Consider the following 19,185-nt stretch of genomic DNA (forward strand, 5'->3'; position numbering starts at 1 on the left):
GTTGGTCGAACGCTGATTGACGCGCTTCGCGACGGACTTCGGAAGGATAGGTTGTGATTCAACAGTACGTATTGGCGGCGGTGGCAGGCAGCGCGGTAACCGCGCTGCTGGCCTTTGTCGCGCACAAGTTGCAAAGCACGAAGCTGACGGCACGGCTCTCCGCCGAAGCCGATGCCCGGATCAAAGCGCTGACGGCGGAACAGGCGGACCACGGTGAAGCGATCCGCGAACGCGAGCAGGCCGCGCAGGAGATGGAAGCATTGGCCGCACAGTTGCGTGAGGAACTGAGGCAGCAATCGGCCAGCGTCGACGAGCTGCGCGCAACGTTGAAAGCAGCGACTGACGACAAAGACCAGTGGGCGCATCAGGCGCAACAGATCGCCGGCGAAGCCGCGCGTCTGAAGAGCCTCGGCGCGACATTCGAGCGTTGGCACGAGCAGATGATCTCGCTGATGACGCAGAACCACGACATGCACGCGAAGAATCAGGAGCTGTCGTCGATCGTCCGGCACGTGGTGATCGTGTCGCTGAATGCGTCGATCGAGGCCGCGCGCGCGGGTCCGGCCGGACGCGGCTTCGCGGTGGTGGCGAGCGAAGTTCGGGCGCTCGCCGCGCGTTCTGAGGAATTGTCGAAGAGCTATCGCGACAGCCTGCACCGTAACGATCTAACCACCACCTCCACGTTTCAGGACATCCAGGCAGGCGGCAAGATGATCGCGGCGTCGCTCTCCAGCGTCGAATCGCTCGCCAATCAGTTCCACTCGAAGCTGCACCAGGTGCCGGCGTGATCACGAGCCAGGCGAAGGACAGCTTCGAACGCATTTTCCGCAAGGCGGCAGAGGCGCGCCTGCCGCGGGATTCCGGCGATACGTGTGAGATCGTGCCGCTTGCCGAGGCCGGTGTGGGCGCAACGAAGGACACCCAGGTGGTCGTGCTGACCATCTCGTCGATCGTGTTCAGACTGCTGCTGATCCTGCACTTCGACGAAAACGACAGCACCCGCGACTACTACCTGAAAGAGGCCGACGAGCGGCCGTTTCAGGAAGCTTTTCTGGAAATCTGCAATCTGTGCTGCGGCGCGATGAATCAGGAACTGCTGCGCTATTTCCCGGACCTCGGCATGTCGACACCGTATGTATTGAGCGCGCGTTGTTTGGGGCATCTGCCGGCATTGAAGCCAGGTTTGCTGTCGTCGTATTCGGTCACGCTGAACGGTTCCGTGCAGCTTGCCGCGACGGTATGCGTGTGCGCCCATGCGCCGATCGACTTCGTGGCCGACACGAGCGCAATCGAAGAATCCAGCGGTGAGCTGGAGTTGTTTTGAGTGTTGGGTGTTGACCATGACGTCAATATCCACAGCGAGCAGGAACGCGCAATGAATATGAACAAGCCAGTCAGCAAGGTGCTGGTACTCGACGATTGCCCCGTGCACAAAGAGGCGCTGAAGCGCTTTTGCGACGAGCACGACTTGGTCGGCGTGAAGGTCGGCAAGAACCGCTTGCAGTCGGTGCTGCGCTCGAACATCGATCTGGGTGCGGTTCTGTTTGCTGAAGGCTACGGTGGCTCAGCCGAAGCGAGCGCCGAGATCGCAATCAGGATCAATGCCGTGCGCCCCGAGTTGCCGATCATCATGCGGCGCGATGACGATCCGAGCGTCGACAGTCTGCCGGAGAGCTTGCGCCGTGTGGTCTGCGCGGCCTACGTCGCGCACGACATGGCGCCTTTGCGCAAGGTGATCGACGAATACATCTTCAGCCTGGATTATCCGAACGCGCTGGTGCGCGGCATCGCCGACATGACGCAGGCGATTCTCGGCGACGTGTTCAAGGAACTGAGCATCACGTGCGACACGCCTTATATCGTGCGTGACCGGATCATCTTCGGCGAGGTGTTCAGCCTGATTCCGCTGGAAAGTGCGTGGTGCCGCGGTTACATGATGATGCAGGCGGAAGAGGCGCCAATTCTCGAACTGCTCGATCGTTACCGGATGAGCGAGAACGCGGAAGACGGCGAAGCAAACTTCCGCGATCTGAATGGCGTGCTCGGCGAAGTGACCAATCTGATCTGGGGTTCGTTCAAGAACCGCTATGTCGGCGATGCGGACGCCTGGCTGCGCAGCCAGGTGCAGGTGCCGCTGCTGGTGAATCACAAGCACAAGTACATCTCGTTCGGCAGCGGCAATCCGCAGCTGTGTTTCATGTACTCGCTGACGGACCCGCAGACGAGCCGCTCGGTCAAGTTGCATCAACGTTTTGTGTTCAGCCTGAGCTGGTCGCCGGAGGACTTCAGGGAAGTCACGGACGACGTCGGTGCGATGGTCGAAGCGGGCGAACTGGATCTGTTCTGAATGTTGTCATAGGAAACAAACATGTCGAAAATTCTGGTAGTAGATGATTCGAGCACGGTGCGCGACGAAGTGGCCGGCTTTCTGAAGAAGAACGGCCTGGACGTCGACACGGCGGTGGACGGTAAGGACGGCCTTGCGAAATTGAAGGCCAGCCCCGGCATCAAGCTGGTGATCAGCGACGTCAACATGCCGAATATGGACGGCCTGACGATGGTCGAAAAGATTCGCGGCGAACTCGCGAACACCACCGTCAACGTCATCATGCTGACAACCGAGAGCAGCCCGGCGATGAAAGAGCGCGGCAAGGCGGCGGGCGTGAAAGGCTGGATCGTCAAACCGTTCAAGGGCGACGCGGTGCTGGAAACGTTCCGCAAGCTGGCGAGCTAGACGCTGCACGCTGTGGCGGGCCGGCCAAAGGTGAGAGTTTTCGGGAGCCCGTGCGCCGGTGATTTGCAAAGCATGATTCGCTATAACGGCGGCGGTTGAAACACGCTAGTCTCCGAGCATGTGCCAACTGCTCGCCCTCAGCTGCGCCGAACCCACCGACGTCAGTTTCTCGCTGACGGGCTTTGCCGCACGCGGCGGCCTCACCGACCATCATGTGGACGGCTGGGGTGTGGCGTTCTACGAAGATCGCGCGTGCCGCGTGTTCGTCGATGAAAAGCCCGCGTATCAGTCGCCGGTGGCCGAATTCCTGAAGAGCCATCCGATCAAGTCGCGCAACGTCGTCGCGCATATTCGCAAGGCGACCCAAGGCGGCGCGCGCGTGGAGAACTGCCACCCGTTCATGCGCGAGTTGCACGGCCAGCAATGGGTGTTCGCGCATAACGGCGACCTGCAACGGCTCGGTGAGCCGGAGCAAGGTCCGTATGCACCGGTCGGCACGACCGACAGCGAAGCGGCGTTCTGCTTCATCATGAATCGCCTTTACGCGCATTTCGCCAATCATGCGGACACGGATGATATCGACGCCGTGTTCGACGTCATCGAGCAGGCGACTCACGCACTGAACACGTATGGCATTTTCAACTTTGTGCTTTCGAACGGCACGGCACAATTCTCGTATTGCTCGACACGTCTGTCGTACGTGATACGTCACTGGCCGTTTTCGAGCGCGCGTCTCGTCGATGGCGACCTCTCAGTTGATTTCGCGGAGCGTGGCACGCCGGCCGATCGCACGGCGGTGATCGCCACCACACCGCTCACCGATGAAGTCTGGACCGCCTGCGAACCAGGCGATCTACTGATGTTCCGCAGCGGCGCACTGTTGCGGCGCGCGCATGTACCCGTTCCCGCCGAAGTCCTCGCGACCGCGAAATACGCACCTTCCGAACTGTCCGCCATCCCGGCGTGACTTCGCGCCGACGCGTGGCCTTAGAGGCGCCCGCGCTAGCGGCACTTTCATATTCATCGAAGAATTTGTTAGCGGCAAGGTGGTGAGCGCCCCGGCGTCGATCGGCGATTATGGCGTGAATTCAGGGACCAACAGCCAGGAAGTGGCGGTGGTGGGGATTCGTCAAAAGTACTGATTGCCTGATTGAATGAGCCGGTTGCCTTGATGGCGGCCGGCGTTCCGAATGTCTTCACAAAGCTCAAAGGTGAGCATATTCGGGAGCGTGATGCCTCAGCGCACACGTGAGCCGCACCGTATCACTCCTCCTCACCTTCCGACAATTCTGCCGAGACACGCGCAAGCATTTGCTGAGCAGATCCGCCACCGGTGCGGAACGCGAGCGCCTGACACACACTGCCTCTTACCTGGGTATGCAGATTACTCGACCCCTTCCAAAGGTGAGGGTTTGCGGGAGTAGCCGGTTAGGAACCATCGGTGGCCCGCCCAGCATGCCTTTGCGGCCTGCCCCCAAGCTCGAAAGGTGAGCGTTTTCGGGAGCGCTCCGATGTGCACTTCACGCCCCGCCCCGCTCGCTACGCACCAAAGGTGAGATTTTTCGGGAGTTGATGGGCGCATCGCAGGGTGACTTTGCGAGCCTTCCCATATCACGTTCAGCGTTGAAAGAGTTGGGAAGAAATTGCCAACCTTGGGGGCTGTTCCGCGTTTTGAGAACAGCGGCATACAGGGAAGATGGCGACGCGGACGACAAGCGGTCAGCGGATTTGCTATTCCTGCAAGCCATCGCCTGTCTCTGAAAACCGATCGTCTCCTGGAATCAGTTGGATGAGTCAGCACATTCTCTTTGTTGGCGCCGATGCCGGCTTAACGGCCGTAGTGGGCGAATCTTTACGCGGGCAGGGCTGCGGTGTGTCCGCACGTCCGCATTGCGCCGGGCTGAAGCACGTGGTCGAGACGGAACGGCCGGCGTTGCTGGTGCTCGACGTTTCAGCGCCGCACGGCGACGGCCTTGCCGTATTGCGCGACTTGCGCATGAGCGGCAACGACGTGCCGGTGATTTTGCTGTCGGCGAGCAGCAAGGCGATCGATCGCGTGATCGGTCTCGAACTCGGCGCCGACGATTTCATGAGCAAGCCCGCCGACCCTGCCGAATTGCTCGCCCGTATCCGCGTGCTGCTGCGCAGGCGTGGCGCGCTCGCGCCAGGCGCGCCGGAAACGCGACCGCCGTACCGCTTCGGGCGTTGCGAGCTGAACTTCTCCGCACGCGAATTGCGCCGCGACAACGAGCATTTCGCGCTGCGCAGCTCCGAGTTCGCTTTGCTGAAAATCTTCGTCAATCACGCAATGACTGTGCTCACGCGCGTGCAACTCAACGAGAAATTGCGCGGCAATAGCGTGCTGCATCAAGGGCGGAGTCTCGATGTATCGATCTGGCGGCTGCGGCGTCTGATCGAGATCGATCCTTCCGAGCCGCGCTATGTGCAGACGGTGTGGGGACGCGGCTATGTGTTCGTGCCGCACGGCGAGATTGGAGCAGCCGAGCGCGGCGCGATGGTTGCGCCCGGCGTGTGAGGTTCGGCCTCTTGGCCGAAAGGTCAGCGGAAAGGTGAGGTTTTACGGGAGCGCGAAGCTCGCGTATCAGGCCTGCTTCGCGACCTCGCGAATGTCGGCCACCGGCGTTTGCCCGAATGCATCGCTGAAGGCGTAGTCGAGCAACTGGGTGGCGCATTGTTCGGGCGTCGAAAGATGACCGTTGCGCTTGAGGTCTTCGAATTTTTCGCGCATCGGAAACTGTTCCTCGCCGCTGCTGCGAATTTCCGCCTGCATATTCGTATCGATGACGCCCGGCGCCAGGCTGCAGATACGCAGCGCACGATTCGCGTCGAGTGCAACGGCGCGTGCGTGGTGATCGAGCGCGGCCTTGGTCGCACAGTAGATGCTCCAGCCGGGATACGCATTGCGCGCCGCGCCGCTGGAAATATGCATGATGCGCCGGTCGGTCGCGTCGACGCTCGCTGCGGCGAGTGCGCTCGCCAGCATCAGCGGCGTGGCCACGTTCAGGCTCACGGCGGTCGCGATGTCGGCGGCGTTCTGGCCTTCGATCGGACCGATCGGCTGGACCATGCCTGCGTTGTTGATCAACAGTACGCTCTGCGCGCCGCTGACGAAGCTGCGTAGTGCATCGGTCGCGACCCACTGCGCGACGCGCGTGGGATCCGCAAGTTCAAGCTCGATTTCGTCGAGCAGTGCAGGGAAACGCTCTTTGAGCGTGGCGTGACGCGAGCGGGACAAACCCAGTACCGCGACGCCGCGCGTCAGCAGTTGTTCAGCCAGGGATGCGCCGAGGCCGCGATTGTGACCGGTAACGATCGCACGGATCGGAGAAGAGGGAGACATGTCGTTCCTTGTGATCGTTCGCTTGGGAAGGCCGTCATTTTCTCACGCTATGTCTGATGCTTGCAGCGGCGCCGGTGTTCACGCTGCGTTCTGGCGTTGCGCTAGCTGCTCTCCTGGCTCATGCTCGTGTCACCATCCTGTTTCCCTCAGGCAGAGCGAAAGCGCTCGCGATATTGCATCGGCGTGACGCCGATTCGTTTCGTGAAGACGATGCGCATCCGGTCTGCGGTGCCGAAGCCGCAGTCATAGGCAATCGCCTTGAGCGCGGCATCGCTGCTTTCGAGCAACTTGCGCGCCGCATCCACGCGAGCACGTTCGACGAATTCATGGGGCGTCACCCTGGTTTCCTGCACGAACACACGGGCGAAATTCCGCGCGCTCATTCCGGCGACGTCCGCGAGTTGTTTGACCGTAAAGCTCTCGCGAATCCGTTCCATGACGTGCGCCTGCACTTTGGCGACCGGCGAGGTGTCGTCCGCGGGTGCGGTCAGGTACGGGCTGAACTGCGATTGACCGCCTTGCCGCTGTGCAAACACCACCAGCCGTTTGGCGACGGCGAGCGCCGTATGCGGCCCATGATGTTCGGCGACCAGCGCAAGCGATAGATCGATGCCCGCTGTGACGCCCGCTGACGTGACCAGGTTGCCGTCGCGCAGATAGATCCGGTCGAAATCGACATGGGCTCGCGGAAACTGTTCGGCGAGTTGCGCCGCGTGCTGCCAGTGCGTCGTGACGTTGCGTGCGTCGAGCAACCCCGCGTGGCCGAGTGCGAACGCGCCAGTGCAGATCGAGCCGAAACGCTCGCACTGCGTGGCGGCTTGCGACAACCATTCCAGCAAACGCGTGTCGGGCGCGGTATCGCCGGGCAGCGCAGGACCGCCGGCAACCAACGCAAGGTCAAATGGTCCGCGTGACTGGTCGAACGTGGCATCGGCGACGAGCGTCATGCCGTTGGAGGCACGCAGTGGACCCGGTTCCGCGCTGAGCAGCGTGATCTCATAGCGATCCTGCGGCGCGATGAAGCGATTGGCTTCGGAGAACACATCGACCGGACCGGCGACGTCGAGTGCCTGCACGCCGGGAAAGATCGCGATCGCGACGGTAGGCATCGAATGACTCCTTTGACGATGGACGGGAATCCGCTGCCCGCGGCAGTCAACGCGGTGCGTTTGGCAGTGTTCAACGGTCCGCGACGATTGCCCGCGACAGCGCGCTGACCAATACTGAGCTTCATCGGACGCGCTGCTCGACGGGTCAAATAAGCAGCCAGAAAAAGCGTCGCGGACCAGCATACCAAACGCGCTGTCGACTCACAAAGATCGCGCGTCGGGTTCACTCAAGTCTTTCATGGAGTACTTCACATGACCACGATCGCAGGCATCCAGATTCCCGACAGCATGATGGCGCGCGAAGCCACGCAGCTCGTGCGCGATACCGAAACCGAATTGCTCTTCCACCATTCGCGGCGCGTGTTCCTGTTCGGCTCGCTGGCCGGCGCGCGCAAGCAACTCAAGTACGACCCCGAGCTGCTGTACATCGGCGCGATGTTTCATGACATGGGGCTCGTCGCGCCGTATAGCAGCGAGCATGATCGCTTCGAGGTGGACGGCGCGAACGCGGCGCGTGATTTTCTGAAGCGTCACGGCATCGGCGAAGACGATATCGAGCAGGTGTGGAACTCGATTGCGCTGCACACCACGCCTGGGATTCCGCAATACATGAAGCCGGTCGTCGCGCTGGTTACCGCAGGTGTGGAGATGGACGTGCTGGGCCTCGCCTATGACGAATTCACCGAACACCAACGCCATGAAGTGATCCACGCCCACCCGCGCGGCGCGCATTTCAAGGAAGGCATCATCGACGCATTCGCGCACGGCACGATCCACAAGCCGGAGACGACCTTCGGTAACGTGAAGGCGGATGTGCTGGCGCTGAAGGACCCGCATTATCATCGCGAGAATTTCTGCACGATGATTCTGGGGTCGTCCTGGAAGGATTAATTAGTCGGCGTGCCGCGGCGAAAATGACAGCCGCGCAGAAGAAATATCATCGGCACAATTTTCATCCAGCATGTCATTTCCAGTCAGCGTTCGCGACTAAACCCATGAAACACCCGGTCGATCGTGTGCAGCGGTCAGCCCCGGGTGTTGCATCCTCAGACCAGGCATGTGCAACTGCTCCACCGCGGCAAGCCAGTCTGAGCACCTGAACGTCGCTTATGCAGCCCTTGTTGAAGCCGGGCTGCTCACGTAAGACTGGAGATGAAATGAAATCGATCCAAGCCATCCTGATGTGCGGATTGCTGCCGCTCGCGCTTGTAGCGGGGTCTGTGCAAGCACAGGGAATAGGACGCGCCGGCACCTACCTGATGCCGCCCGAGTACAGCATGATGATGGACAAGCTGAGCCCTGAACAGCGCGCTCAGGCCATCGGCATCCAGCAAAAAATGATGCAGATGGACATGGAGTATCACGACACGATGGTGCAGATGGAGATGAAGCACGCGCACGAGATGATGCAGATGCAAAATCAACTGCTAGATATCTTCAAAGGCCATTGACGCTCACTGCGGTTCGACCGGTTCGCGTGTGGACTCACGTCTGACGCGGCCCGGTCACCCCCTCCCATGCAACGCGGCGATCTCCTGCAAATCGAGATCCCGCTCCAGTTCGGTTAGCAGTTCATCGTGAATCAAGCCCGACCGATGCATCCGCAACAACTCGCTGCGACCGGCCGCCACGGCGGCGAGCACAACGTCGTAATGCGCGGCGCGAACATCGGTGGGATATTCGGTCACGTCCTGGTAGGTGTCCGTCATCTGCGCTCGATAGCTATATTGCTCCAGCAGGCGCGGATGAATCACTTGTCCCTCGGCGTCGTGCACGAGAGGTTGGATCGCGGCGAATTGTGCCGCTTCGAGCCTCGCCCACGCCTGAGGCTCGGTCAAATGCTGCTCGTTGCGTTCCTTCACGCTATCCAGATTGACCCAGCGAATCAACGCGCCGATCGTGGTCCCCTGTCCAAGCACGGTCACGAGAATCACCGCGAACGACGCGACCAGAATCAGATCGCGTCCCGGCATCGCCTCGGGCAACGAGAGCGCGATCGCCAGCGTCACCACGCCACGCATACCGGCCCAACTCGTCACCGTCGACGAACGCCAGTCGAGTGCAATGTTTGCGCGCCGCGTCACCTTGCACACGAGTCCCTTCAACCATTCGACGGCAAAGACCCACACGAAGCGCGACAGCACGACGGCCGCGATCACTGCGCCGACTGCGGGTGCAAACGCGGTCAACGCGTCGCCGACGCCACCCAGCCGCACGATCACGCCGCGCAGCGACAGCCCGATCAAAAGGAACACGAGCGCTTCCATCAGGAAGATCAGGACTTGCCAGAAAGCCGTACCGCGCATGCGCACCGAGGCAGAGAAAACTTCATGCTGATGCCAGCCGAGCACCATCCCGCAACTGACGGTCGCGATGACGCCCGAGACGTCCAGCATGTCGCCAGCGATGTAGCTGATCCACGGGGAGAGCGCGGATGCGGTGATGATGAGGTAGACGTCGTCGAGGTAGCGCAGAAGCCTGACGACCACGAAGCCGATTGCGATGCCGACCGCCACGCCACCCAGGCCGAGCACCGCAAACCGCTCGACCGCGTGTTGAGCGTTGAACGTGCCGGTCAGCGCGGCCGCGACGGCGAAGCGGAACAGCACGATGCCGGCGGCGTCGTTAAGCAGGCTTTCGCCTTCGAGGAGCACCATCAACCGGCGCGGCAGCGCGACGCGTTCCAGTACGGCCTTCGCGGCGATGGCGTCAGGCGGCGAGACGATCGCGCCCAGCGCGAAGCACGCGCTCCACGGTAGGGACGGCACGACCCAATGCACGACCATACCGACCGCGAGGGTCGTGAAGGCGACGGCGCCGATCGCGAGCAGCAGGATGCCGCCAAAATTGCGCTTGAATTCGTCCCATACGGAGAAGTAGGCGCCGTCCATGAGGAGCGGCGGCAGGAACACGACCAGAACCAGTTCGGGATCGAGGTTGATGCGAGGGAGTCCAGGCACGAAGGCCATCGCGGCGCCGCCGACCAGGAGCGCCGCGGCCGGTGGGAGTCGTAGCCGCTTGGCGAGCAGTTGGAGACCGATCATCGCGCCGAGCGACAGCAGGACGAGTTTGAAGCCCATGACGGAGGACATGCGGGAGCCTCGGCGGGTGGCTGGGGATTACTTTTTATCACAGAGCAAGGTCATTGCCTGCGGCTGAGCCGACGGGAGATACGGGTGCGGCATCAAGCACTTGGCTGGCCTGTGCGCAAGTTGTCCACAGCCTTGTGAACAAATTATGTGGACAACTAGGAGTTGGGCTGCCGTGCTTAAGGCTTCGCACCGGCCGCTCTAGTTTTTGGGTCATGCTGACGGTCGAGCACCGTGTGATGCTTACGCATGAACCGCAAGGCGATATGTCTGCCGCTTCAACGACTTGGCTGGAATGTCAGAAGCTTGTCCACAGGCTTGCCAACATTTTACGTGGACAAGTTTTTCGCCTTTGGCGCCTGCGATCAACGCACGCCTTCGCCAAAGGCAAACGAGAAAACGCGAAAGAAACGCCTTAAGCCTTCAACATCGAAGCCGCCACGTCTTCCCGCGATTGCACCTGCAAAACCGCATCCCGCTTATCGAGCAAGTGCTGGCGAAGAATCGCGCTCAACTTCTTCCCATCCCGTGCCTCGAGCGCCTTCAACATCTCATCGTGATCATGAATCGCGCTATCCCACTTGGGGATCTGAAAATTCGACCGGAACCGCAACGCTTGCAAGCGTCGATTAACGGCGACGTAAGTCTGCCGCAGTGCTGAATTCCTCGCCGCTTCATTGATCTTGTCGTGAATCGCCTGGTTGCGGCTGTAGTACCCGGCCAGATCGTTCTGCGTCCGGCAAGCCAGCATCGCGTAATGCAACGCCTTGATCTCGGCAAGCTCCGCAGCCGTCATCCGCTCCGCCGCGAGTTCGCCGGAAAAAGCTTCGAGACCACTCATCAATTCGAAGGTCTCGCGCAACTCCGCTTCCGACATCTTCGACACAGACGCGCCGCGATTCGGCGAAATCTCGATCAGCCCTTCCGCAGCCAGCACCTTCAGCGCCTCCCGCAACGGCGTGCGCGAAATCCCAAGCGTCTCGCACAACTCGCGCTCGTTCAGTTTCTTGCCCGGCTCGAGCACCCCCTCGACGATAAAGCGGCGAATGTGCTCCACCACCGTGTCGTGCAAACGCTGACGCTCAACCTTCGGCATCAGCGGAGAAGCGGTCACACCCGCATCGAAATCCGAATTTTGCATACAAAAGCCCTCAACATCGTGTCACATGGGATTTTATCGGAAGCCAAAAGATTAGTTAATAGCGCGGGTAAACACTGGTGTCAGCATGCAATTTTCGGCTTGGGATCGTCACAGATCGTCTGATATAGTTTTTTGCATGCAAAATTCAATTGGAGGAGCCCAATGCTCAAGCTAGACTTTCATCCCGCTGGCCGCCACTTTCTGCAGATCCCGGGTCCGAGCCCGGTGCCCGATCGCATTCTCCGTGCGATGAGCTACCCGACCATCGATCACCGCGGCCCCGAGTTCGGTGAACTTGGTCTGAAGGTGCTCGAAGGCCTCAAGAAAATCTTCAAGACGCAGCAACCGGTGGTGATCTATCCGGCCTCCGGTACCGGTGCGTGGGAAGCGGCGCTGTCGAACACGCTGAGCCCCGGTGACAACGTGTTGATGTTCGAAACCGGTCACTTCGCGACGCTGTGGAAAAAGATGGCGGAAAGCCTCGGGCTGAAGCCGGAGTTCCTCGGCTTGCCTGGTATCGAAGGCTGGCGGCGCGGGGTTCAGCCGGACATGATCGAAGAGCGTCTGCGTGCCGACACGCAGCACGCGATCAAGGCGGTGTGCGTCGTGCACAACGAAACCTCGACGGGCGTTACCTCGGACATCGCGGCGGTGCGCCGCGCGATCGACGCCGCCGGTCACCCGGCGCTGCTGCTGGTCGACACGATTTCGGGCCTCGCCTGCGCCGACTATCGCCATGACGAATGGGGCGTCGACGTCACCGTGTCGGGTTCGCAAAAGGGTTTGATGCTGCCGCCGGGCATCAGCTTCAACGCGATCTCGCCGAAGGCATTGGCCGCCAGCAAGCAGGCCAAATTGCCGCGCAGCTTCTGGGACTGGACCGACATCGTCGAGATGAACAAGACCGGTTACTGGCCGTACACGCCGAACACGAACCTGCTGTATGGGCTTCATGAGGCGCTGGAGATGATTCTCGGCGAAGGGCTCGACAACGTGTTCGCCCGTCACGAGCGTCTCGCCGAAGCCACCCGCCGTGCGGTCCGCGCGTGGGGTCTGGAGATTCAGTGCGCGGATCCCGCTGTGTATAGCCCGGTGCTTACCGGCGTGATGATGCCCGAAGGCATCGATGCCGACGCCGTGCGCAAGCTCATCTACGAACGCTTCGACATGTCGCTCGGCACGGGTCTCGGCAAGATGAAAGGCCGCATGTTCCGCATCGGCCACCTCGGCGACTGCAACGACCTGATGCTGCTGGCGACGCTGGCCGGTTGCGAAATGGGCCTGCGGCTCGCGGGTGTGCCGCTCAAGGAAAGTGGCTTGCCTGCCGCTATGGAGTGGTTAAGCCAGCCGACCAAAGCCTCGGGGCTGAAAGCGGCGGCTTAAGCGACGGGGCGCCACGCGCATCGGTGCTCGCCGCATCGGTGCGTCAGCGCATCTGCCTAACAGGCAGCAAGTAACAGGCATCTCGCAGCAAGGGAAGGCGGAGAGCACTTCCCACACGAAGCCGCGCATAGAACGCGGCCCCTGAACAACATGCGATGTTCCCGCAGCGCAGGTCGCTGACGGGCGACGACGCAGCGCGCCATTCCAGGCGCGCCGTCGATAGACTGCAATGGAGAGAGACGATGAGGCGGTTTCGTGTGAGCAGTGCGACCAGTATCGTTCTAGTGATGCTAAGCGTCATGTACTTCATCACTTACCTGGACCGCGTCAACGTCAGCACCGCGGCCGCAGGTTTCGGCAAGGAGTTCGGCCTCTCCCATACGGAAGTGGGCCTGGTGTTCTCCGCCTTCGCTTACCCGTATCTGATTTTTCAAATCATCGGTGGCTGGGTCAGTGACCGCTTCGGTGCAAAACGCACGCTGATTTTCTGCGGCGCTATCTGGGGCGTGGCGACTTTGCTGACCGGTTTCGCAGGTGGTCTCGTCTCGTTGCTGGCCGCGCGCGTGTTGCTCGGTTTCGGCGAAGGTGCCACGTTTCCTGCTGCGACGTCCGCGATGGCGCGTTGGGTCGCGAAAGAAAAACGCGGCTTTGCGCAGGGCATCACCCATGCGGCATCGCGTATCGGTAACGCGGTGGCGCCCGGTTTGATCGTGCTGGTGATGGCGACCTGGGGCTGGCGCGAATCGTTCTACATTTGCGGCGTGTTCAGCCTGCTGTGGGTAGCGGTGTGGGCGTTCACGTTCACGGAACATCCGAAAGATCATCCGCGTATCACGACTGAGGAACTCGAAGTCTTGCCTGCGCCGAAGCCGAAAGCGGCCGGTGTGCCGTGGGGAAAGCTGTTTCGCCGCATGTGGCCGGTCACGATCGTGTACTTCTGCTACGGCTGGACCTTGTGGCTGTTCCTTAGCTGGATTCCGCAGTACTTCCTGCACAGCTATCACCTGCAACTGCAAAAGTCGGCGATCTTCGCATCGGTCGTGTTCTTTGCCGGTGTACTCGGCGACACGCTCGGCGGCATTGTGACCGACTGGATCTTCACGCGGACCCGCAGCCTGAAGCGTGCGCGAAGCTGGATGGTATCGGTATGCATGCTGTTCTGTCTGCTCTCGCTCATTCCGCTGATGTTCACGCACAGCCTGTATCTGTCGATGGCGTGTCTCGCGTCAGGCTTCTTCTTCGCCGAAATGACGATCGGCCCGATGTGGGCGATTCCGATGGACATCGCGCCGGAATACTCGGGGACTGCGAGCGGCATGATGAACACCGGCTCGGCATTGGCCGCGATTATCTCGCCGGTGGTCGGCGGATTTCTGATCGACTACTTCGGCAGTTGGGAGTTGCCGTTTGTCGGCAGCATGCTGCTGATGGCGATCGGCGTGGTACTCGCGTTCCGCATGCAGCCGGAAAGCAAGTTCGAACTCAACGCGGCCGACAAAGCGCACGCTACGACCGGCGTGGGCGCGTAAACGGAATTCAACGTTCGGAATGCACTGTTTCGGAACACACCGTTTCGAAACGCACCGTTCCCTCTCTTCGCCTTTAAAGCAATGACAACATCACTGAGTCAACGTCTCGCCGACGCGCGCCGCAATCACCTCACGCTCGATGCGTTGCCGCCTGAGCAAACGCCCGCCGACAGCGTCGCCGCCTACGCGATCCAGCACGAGATCCTGCGCGTACTGGACGCACCCATCGGCGGCTGGAAGATCGGCGCGAAGCTCGACAGCGGCCCGATCCAGGGCGCACCGCTGCCGGCGAACGATCTGCACGCCGACGGCGCACGGTTGCCGCGTGAAGCCTTCGCTCCGCTGGGACTCGAACTGGAGATCGCATTCCGCTTCGACCGCCGCTTCGAGCCATCGACAACACCCTATAGCGAAGCCGACGTGCACGCAGGTATCGGCTCGATCGGCGCGACCATCGAAATCGTGGCGAGCCGTTACGCTGACTGGCCCAAGGTCGACAAGCTTGCCCAACTCGCGGATTTGCAGAATCACGGCGCGTTGGTCGTCGGCGAATTTACGCCATATCGCGAGGACTTTCCGTTTGTGACGCCTTCGTTGCAGTTCAGCTTTGAAGGGCGTGACGTGGTCGAAACGACGCCCGCCAATCCGGCCGGCGATCCGCGACGCCTGCTGACATGGCTCGTCAATCACGCCACCTCGCGCGGTATCGCGGTCACACCGGAGATGGTCGTCACCACCGGTTCGTACACCGGTATGTTTTTTCCGCAGAGCGCGGGCACAGCAAGCGGGCGTATTGAAGGGCTCGCGCCGATCAGCCTGACGCTGTACTAACCCGCTTTCCTATAGGCCGACGATATGACGAACCCCACTTCCGCTTTACTCGTCAAGCCGATCCATCTGGTGCCGTCCGCTGCACGGCTGACGTCGCCGCTCGCGCAACATCTGCGCAAGGCTTTGCGTGGCGACGTGTTGTTCGATGCGGCCAGCCGCGGCCGTTATTCCACCGATGCGTCGATCTATCAGATCACGCCGATCGGCGTGGTGGTGCCGCGCGATCAGGACGATCTGCGCATTGCGCTGGAAATTGCACGCAGCGAGAAAGTACCGTTGCTCGCGCGTGGCGCAGGCACAAGCCAATGCGGCCAGACTGTCGGCGAGGCGCTGGTGATCGACACCAGCAAGTGGTTGAACAACATCGTCGAATTCGATGCCGACGCGCGCACGGTGACGGTCGAGCCGGGCGTCGTGCTGGACCATCTGAATGCATGGTTGAAGCCACATGGCCTGTGGTTTCCGGTCGATGTCTCGACGGCGGCGCAATGCACGATTGGGGGAATGGCCGGCAACAACTCGTGCGGTTCGCGCTCGATCGAATACGGCAACATGGTGCACAACGTCGACGCGATCGACGCCATTCTCGCCGATGGCAGCGAAGCACGTTTCGCCTCGTTGCGCGAGGCACCGCAAGGCGCGCGTTTGCAGCAGATCGTCGAAGGCGTGAAGCGGATTGCTGAGCGAGAGCATGCTGAAATCGTCGAACGCGTGCCGAAGGTTTTGCGTCGCGTCGCGGGCTACAACATCGACGTGTTCGATTGCCAGAACCCGCGCGCTTATACCGACGACGGCAGCGCGAATCTCGCGCATCTGCTGGTCGGTTCGGAAGGCACGCTTGCGTTCAGCCGGCAACTGACGCTGAAGCTCGCGCCGCTGCCGACGCATAAGACGCTTGGCGTGGTCAATTTCCCGACCTTCTGGCAGTCGATGGATCTCACGCAGCACATCGTCAAGCTGAAGCCGGTGGCCGTGGAACTAGTCGATCGCACCATGATCGATCTGGCGATGAGCAATCCTGCCTTCCGTCCGGTGATCGAGAAGGCGTTGGTCGGCGAGCCGCAAGCCATCCTGCTGGTGGAATTCGCAGGCGAGGACCGCGACCAGCAACTCGTATCGCTCAAACAACTCACCGAACTGATGGCCGATCTGGGCTTGCCCGATTCGGTCGTCGAGATGCCTGCCGCGAACGAACAGAAAGCGCTGTGGGAAGTCCGCAAAGCTGGGCTGAACATCATGATGAGCATGAAGGGCGACGGCAAGCCGGTCTCCTTCATCGAAGATTGCGCGGTGCCGCTCGAACATCTGGCGGAATACACGAGCCGTCTGACCGAAGTGTTCCACCGCAACGGCACCGAAGGCACCTGGTATGCGCATGCGAGTGTCGGCACGCTGCACGTGCGGCCGATTCTCGATATGCGGCGCGACGGCGCAGTGAAGATGCGCGCGATCGCCGAAGAGGCGGCGGCGTTGGTGCGCGAATACAAGGGCGCGTATTCCGGCGAGCACGGTGACGGCTTGTGCCGCGGCGAATGGGTCGCGTGGCAATACGGGCCGCGGCTGAACCAGGCGTTTACCGAAATCAAGGCGTTGTTCGATCCGGATAACCGCTTCAATCCCGACAAGATCGTGCGTCCGCCGAAGATGGACGACGCGCGCAATTTTCGCTTTGCGCCGGGCTATGAAGCGCAGCGGATCGATACCGCGCTCGACTGGTCCGTATGGAACATTGAACGCGATCCGCTGACGGGGCGGGAGACGCTGCCGGGCAGCGGTAACGATCTGTCAGGCGGTCTCGCGAAGGCCGTCGAGATGTGCAACAACAACGGCCATTGCCGCAAGTTCGACGCGGGCACCATGTGCCCGAGTTATCGCGTGACGAAGGATGAGCAACATGTGACGCGGGGACGGGCGAACACGCTGCGTCTCGCGATCTCCGGGCAACTGGGCGAAGCAGGACTCGCCAGCGACGACGTCAAGGACACACTCGACCTGTGCGTCTCGTGCAAGGGCTGCAAGCGCGATTGCCCGACGGGCGTCGACATGGCGAAGTTCAAGATCGAAGCGCGGGCGGCGCGTGTCAAACGGCATGGACTGCGTCTGCGTGACAGGTTGGTGGCCTTCATGCCGCGCTATGCGGCAACGGCGAGTCGCGTGCCGGGCTTGATGGCATTGGCCGACAACGTGCCGGTGTTGTCGGCGTGGTTCAAACGTTCGGTGGGTTTTGCGCCTGAACGTACGTTGCCGCGTTTCAAGAAATCGTTCCTGGCGAGCGCGTCGGCGACCAAACCGCCTCAAGGCGGCGTGCTGAAAGAAGTACTGTTGTTCGTCGATACGTTCAACAACAACATGGAGCCGGAAAACGCCCGCGCCGCACAGCAGGTGTTGGAAGCTGCCGGTTACACGGTGCATTTCAATAAGCGCCAGGGCGAGCGCCCGGTGTGTTGCGGCCGCACTTTCCTCGCGGCCGGTTTGGTCGATGAAGCGAAGCAGGAAGCGCGGCGCATGCTCGATCTGTTCAAGCCGTTTGTGGAACGCGGCGTGCCGATCGTCGGGTTGGAGCCGTCGTGTTTGCTGTCGTTGCGCGACGAGTTTCTGCACTACGGTTTCGGTGACGAAGCGCGACGCCTTTCGAAACAGGCGTTTCTATTCGAAGAGTTTCTGGTGCGTGAGGAAAAGGCCGGGCGCTTGCAGCTTGCGTTGAAGCCGTTAGCGAAGGAGCAGGCGCTTGTACATGGTCACTGCCATCAAAAGGCCTTCGACGCGTTCACGCCCGTGCAAACCGTACTGAACTGGATTCCTGAATTGAAGGTGTCGACTGTCGAGTCGTCATGCTGCGGGATGGCGGGCAGCTTCGGCTACGAAGCCGAGCACTACGCGACATCGCAGGCAATGGCGGAACTCTCACTGCTGCCCGCGGTGCGCAAGATCGACGGCAATACGGTGATGGTGGCGGACGGCACGAGTTGTCGGCATCAGATTCATGATGGCGCAGGCGTCGACGCAATCCATGTAGCGCGTGTATTGGCGATGGCTTTGCGGTGAAGGTGGTTGGCCGCGGTTGGCCCTTATGCCGCGCCCACCACCTGCCGATACGCCGCCGGCGCCACGCCGACACTTTCACGAAAACGATGGCTGAAATGGCTGGCGTTCGCATAGCCGCATTGTTCGGCGACTTGTGCGAGCGGCAGTCTCGTAGTGCGCAGCAACGTGCGTGCACGTTCGAGCCGTTGTTGCGCGATCCAGGCAGCAGGCGGTAGTCCGAACGACGTGCGGAACATGCGCGCCAGATGAAATTCCGAGAGCGCCGCTACACCGGCAAGTTCACCGAGCGTGAGCGTCTGCGCGAGATGGTTCTCGATGTAGTCGCGCAAGCGCCGCCGAGTAGCGACCGACAGCCCGCCTTTGAGCGACGTATCCGTGCGACTCACGCCTTGTGCGCGCAGCAGCAGACTCAACACCTCGTGCGCGGTTTCATTGGTCCGCAGCAGGCCATCAGGATCCTGCCAGTCTTCATTCGCGAGCGATTGACACAAGTGCGCGATGCGGGCGTCTTCGAAATAGGTGCGATCGGCCAGTGTCAGTTCGCGTGGCTCGCGATCGAGTTCCTGCACGGCGCGCTGCGTGAAGTGTTCGGGCAGGAAGTAAAGATGCATGAAATGCATATGGCCGCGTACCCACCAGCGCGACTCATGCTCGCCGGGCAGCGCGCAAAGCCGCGACGGCGCACCGTAGCGCCCGGGCATTTTCTGACGCTCGGTGCGATAGCCGCCGTCCAGATAGCACGACAGCGTGTGATGGCCGGGCCGGTCATAGACGGTCTCGGCTTCCTCGGTGTCGCGGGTCCAGACGGCGATGGCGAGCCGGTCGCCGAGCCACGCGAACCGTTCGAGATTCGCGTTGGCGCTCTGCAGCGTGTGACAGACCGACTGAAGGCCGAACGGCGTTTCGGTGGATTCGATCACGGGGGCGGGCGGTCTGGCGTTCACGGAACGAGCGGGATGCATT

Annotated in this window: 17 protein-coding genes; 12 read left to right on the forward strand and 5 right to left on the reverse strand. The window is 61.4% G+C overall.

The genetic code is table 11. The annotated features are described in order from the left end of the window. The first annotated feature begins 53 nt into the window (after positions 1-53). The 6 genes from P3T25_RS41475 (at position 54) to P3T25_RS41500 (ending at position 5,270) form a co-directional block, all read left to right on the forward strand. Positions 54-788 (forward strand): methyl-accepting chemotaxis protein, encoded by a 735-nt coding sequence (locus tag P3T25_RS41475; protein WP_168435887.1) that lies wholly within the window; start codon positions 54-56, stop codon positions 786-788. Beyond that, positions 785-1,324 (forward strand): hypothetical protein, encoded by a 540-nt coding sequence (locus tag P3T25_RS41480; RefSeq protein WP_429363004.1) that lies wholly within the window; start codon positions 785-787, stop codon positions 1,322-1,324. Before P3T25_RS41475 ends, P3T25_RS41480 begins: the two co-directional genes overlap by 4 nt. 51 nt (positions 1,325-1,375) lie before the next feature. Continuing rightward, positions 1,376-2,347: a chemotaxis protein CheX gene (locus tag P3T25_RS41485; RefSeq protein WP_429363006.1), complete on the forward strand. Its 972-nt coding sequence runs from the start codon at positions 1,376-1,378 to the stop codon at positions 2,345-2,347. 21 nt (positions 2,348-2,368) lie between these two features. Beyond that, complete coding sequence (locus tag P3T25_RS41490; protein ID WP_028196001.1) at positions 2,369-2,734, forward strand: response regulator; 366 nt, start codon at positions 2,369-2,371, stop codon at positions 2,732-2,734. Between the two features lie 118 nt (positions 2,735-2,852). After that, the gene (locus P3T25_RS41495; RefSeq protein WP_429363008.1) at positions 2,853-3,701 is read left to right on the forward strand and encodes a class II glutamine amidotransferase; all 849 of its coding nucleotides are present in this window, start codon (positions 2,853-2,855) and stop codon (positions 3,699-3,701) included. 822 nt (positions 3,702-4,523) lie between these two features. After that, positions 4,524-5,270: a winged helix-turn-helix domain-containing protein gene (locus tag P3T25_RS41500; RefSeq protein ID WP_154565057.1), complete on the forward strand. Its 747-nt coding sequence runs from the start codon at positions 4,524-4,526 to the stop codon at positions 5,268-5,270. Between the two features lie 66 nt (positions 5,271-5,336). Here the strand turns inward: P3T25_RS41500 and P3T25_RS41505 are convergent, their stop codons facing one another. Then, positions 5,337-6,095, reverse strand: a complete 759-nt coding sequence (locus P3T25_RS41505; protein ID WP_429363010.1) for an SDR family oxidoreductase — start codon at positions 6,093-6,095, stop codon at positions 5,337-5,339. Between the two features lie 146 nt (positions 6,096-6,241). Beyond that, entirely contained in the window at positions 6,242-7,204 is a 963-nt protein-coding gene (locus tag P3T25_RS41510; RefSeq protein WP_429363012.1) for a GlxA family transcriptional regulator, read from the reverse strand. Between the two features lie 252 nt (positions 7,205-7,456). On the opposite strand from P3T25_RS41510, the gene P3T25_RS41515 reads away from it, so the two are divergent. Continuing rightward, positions 7,457-8,095 (forward strand): HD domain-containing protein, encoded by a 639-nt coding sequence (locus P3T25_RS41515; RefSeq protein ID WP_154565053.1) that lies wholly within the window; start codon positions 7,457-7,459, stop codon positions 8,093-8,095. A gap of 266 nt (positions 8,096-8,361) precedes the next feature. Continuing rightward, on the forward strand, positions 8,362-8,655 hold the full coding sequence (locus tag P3T25_RS41520; protein ID WP_429363015.1) for a hypothetical protein: 294 nt from the start codon (positions 8,362-8,364) through the stop codon (positions 8,653-8,655). A 54-nt stretch (positions 8,656-8,709) separates the two neighbouring features. Here the strand turns inward: P3T25_RS41520 and P3T25_RS41525 are convergent, their stop codons facing one another. Next, positions 8,710-10,296, reverse strand: coding sequence for a Na+/H+ antiporter (locus P3T25_RS41525; protein ID WP_429363017.1), 1,587 nt, complete (start codon positions 10,294-10,296; stop codon positions 8,710-8,712). A gap of 412 nt (positions 10,297-10,708) precedes the next feature. Beyond that, positions 10,709-11,434, reverse strand: a complete 726-nt coding sequence (locus tag P3T25_RS41530) for a GntR family transcriptional regulator (RefSeq protein WP_154565047.1) — start codon at positions 11,432-11,434, stop codon at positions 10,709-10,711. 162 nt (positions 11,435-11,596) lie between these two features. On the opposite strand from P3T25_RS41530, the gene P3T25_RS41535 reads away from it, so the two are divergent. The 4 genes from P3T25_RS41535 (at position 11,597) to P3T25_RS41550 (ending at position 18,222) form a co-directional block, all read left to right on the forward strand. Continuing rightward, complete coding sequence (locus P3T25_RS41535; RefSeq protein WP_429363019.1) at positions 11,597-12,817, forward strand: pyridoxal-phosphate-dependent aminotransferase family protein; 1,221 nt, start codon at positions 11,597-11,599, stop codon at positions 12,815-12,817. 242 nt (positions 12,818-13,059) lie between these two features. Further along, positions 13,060-14,346: an MFS transporter gene (locus P3T25_RS41540; RefSeq protein WP_154565043.1), complete on the forward strand. Its 1,287-nt coding sequence runs from the start codon at positions 13,060-13,062 to the stop codon at positions 14,344-14,346. 81 nt (positions 14,347-14,427) lie between these two features. Further along, a complete protein-coding gene (locus P3T25_RS41545) occupies positions 14,428-15,177 on the forward strand; it encodes a 2-keto-4-pentenoate hydratase (protein ID WP_171926599.1) in 750 nt (249 codons plus the stop codon). A gap of 24 nt (positions 15,178-15,201) precedes the next feature. After that, on the forward strand, positions 15,202-18,222 hold the full coding sequence (locus P3T25_RS41550; RefSeq protein WP_429363022.1) for an FAD-binding and (Fe-S)-binding domain-containing protein: 3,021 nt from the start codon (positions 15,202-15,204) through the stop codon (positions 18,220-18,222). A 23-nt stretch (positions 18,223-18,245) separates the two neighbouring features. On the opposite strand, the gene P3T25_RS41555 is transcribed toward P3T25_RS41550, so the two are convergent. After that, the gene (locus P3T25_RS41555; protein ID WP_429363024.1) at positions 18,246-19,166 is read right to left on the reverse strand and encodes a helix-turn-helix domain-containing protein; all 921 of its coding nucleotides are present in this window, start codon (positions 19,164-19,166) and stop codon (positions 18,246-18,248) included. Positions 19,167-19,185 lie beyond the last annotated feature (19 nt).

The sequence above is a fragment of the Paraburkholderia sp. GAS32 genome, assembly GCF_050434225.1.
GTDB lineage: Bacteria > Pseudomonadota > Gammaproteobacteria > Burkholderiales > Burkholderiaceae > Paraburkholderia > Paraburkholderia madseniana.

Coding starts and splice junctions, on each gene's coding strand:
- P3T25_RS41500 (WP_154565057.1), top strand. CDS start 4,524: ATGAGTCAGCACATTCTCTTTGTTGGCGCCGATGCCGGCTTAACGGCC.
- P3T25_RS41550 (WP_429363022.1), top strand. CDS start 15,202: ATGACGAACCCCACTTCCGCTTTACTCGTCAAGCCGATCCATCTGGTG.
- P3T25_RS41530 (WP_154565047.1), bottom strand. CDS start 11,434: ATGCAAAATTCGGATTTCGATGCGGGTGTGACCGCTTCTCCGCTGATG.
- P3T25_RS41485 (WP_429363006.1), top strand. CDS start 1,376: ATGAATATGAACAAGCCAGTCAGCAAGGTGCTGGTACTCGACGATTGC.
- P3T25_RS41535 (WP_429363019.1), top strand. CDS start 11,597: ATGCTCAAGCTAGACTTTCATCCCGCTGGCCGCCACTTTCTGCAGATC.
- P3T25_RS41525 (WP_429363017.1), bottom strand. CDS start 10,296: ATGTCCTCCGTCATGGGCTTCAAACTCGTCCTGCTGTCGCTCGGCGCG.
- P3T25_RS41540 (WP_154565043.1), top strand. CDS start 13,060: ATGAGGCGGTTTCGTGTGAGCAGTGCGACCAGTATCGTTCTAGTGATG.
- P3T25_RS41505 (WP_429363010.1), bottom strand. CDS start 6,095: ATGTCTCCCTCTTCTCCGATCCGTGCGATCGTTACCGGTCACAATCGC.
- P3T25_RS41520 (WP_429363015.1), top strand. CDS start 8,362: ATGAAATCGATCCAAGCCATCCTGATGTGCGGATTGCTGCCGCTCGCG.
- P3T25_RS41490 (WP_028196001.1), top strand. CDS start 2,369: ATGTCGAAAATTCTGGTAGTAGATGATTCGAGCACGGTGCGCGACGAA.
- P3T25_RS41495 (WP_429363008.1), top strand. CDS start 2,853: ATGTGCCAACTGCTCGCCCTCAGCTGCGCCGAACCCACCGACGTCAGT.
- P3T25_RS41545 (WP_171926599.1), top strand. CDS start 14,428: ATGACAACATCACTGAGTCAACGTCTCGCCGACGCGCGCCGCAATCAC.
- P3T25_RS41515 (WP_154565053.1), top strand. CDS start 7,457: ATGACCACGATCGCAGGCATCCAGATTCCCGACAGCATGATGGCGCGC.
- P3T25_RS41510 (WP_429363012.1), bottom strand. CDS start 7,204: ATGCCTACCGTCGCGATCGCGATCTTTCCCGGCGTGCAGGCACTCGAC.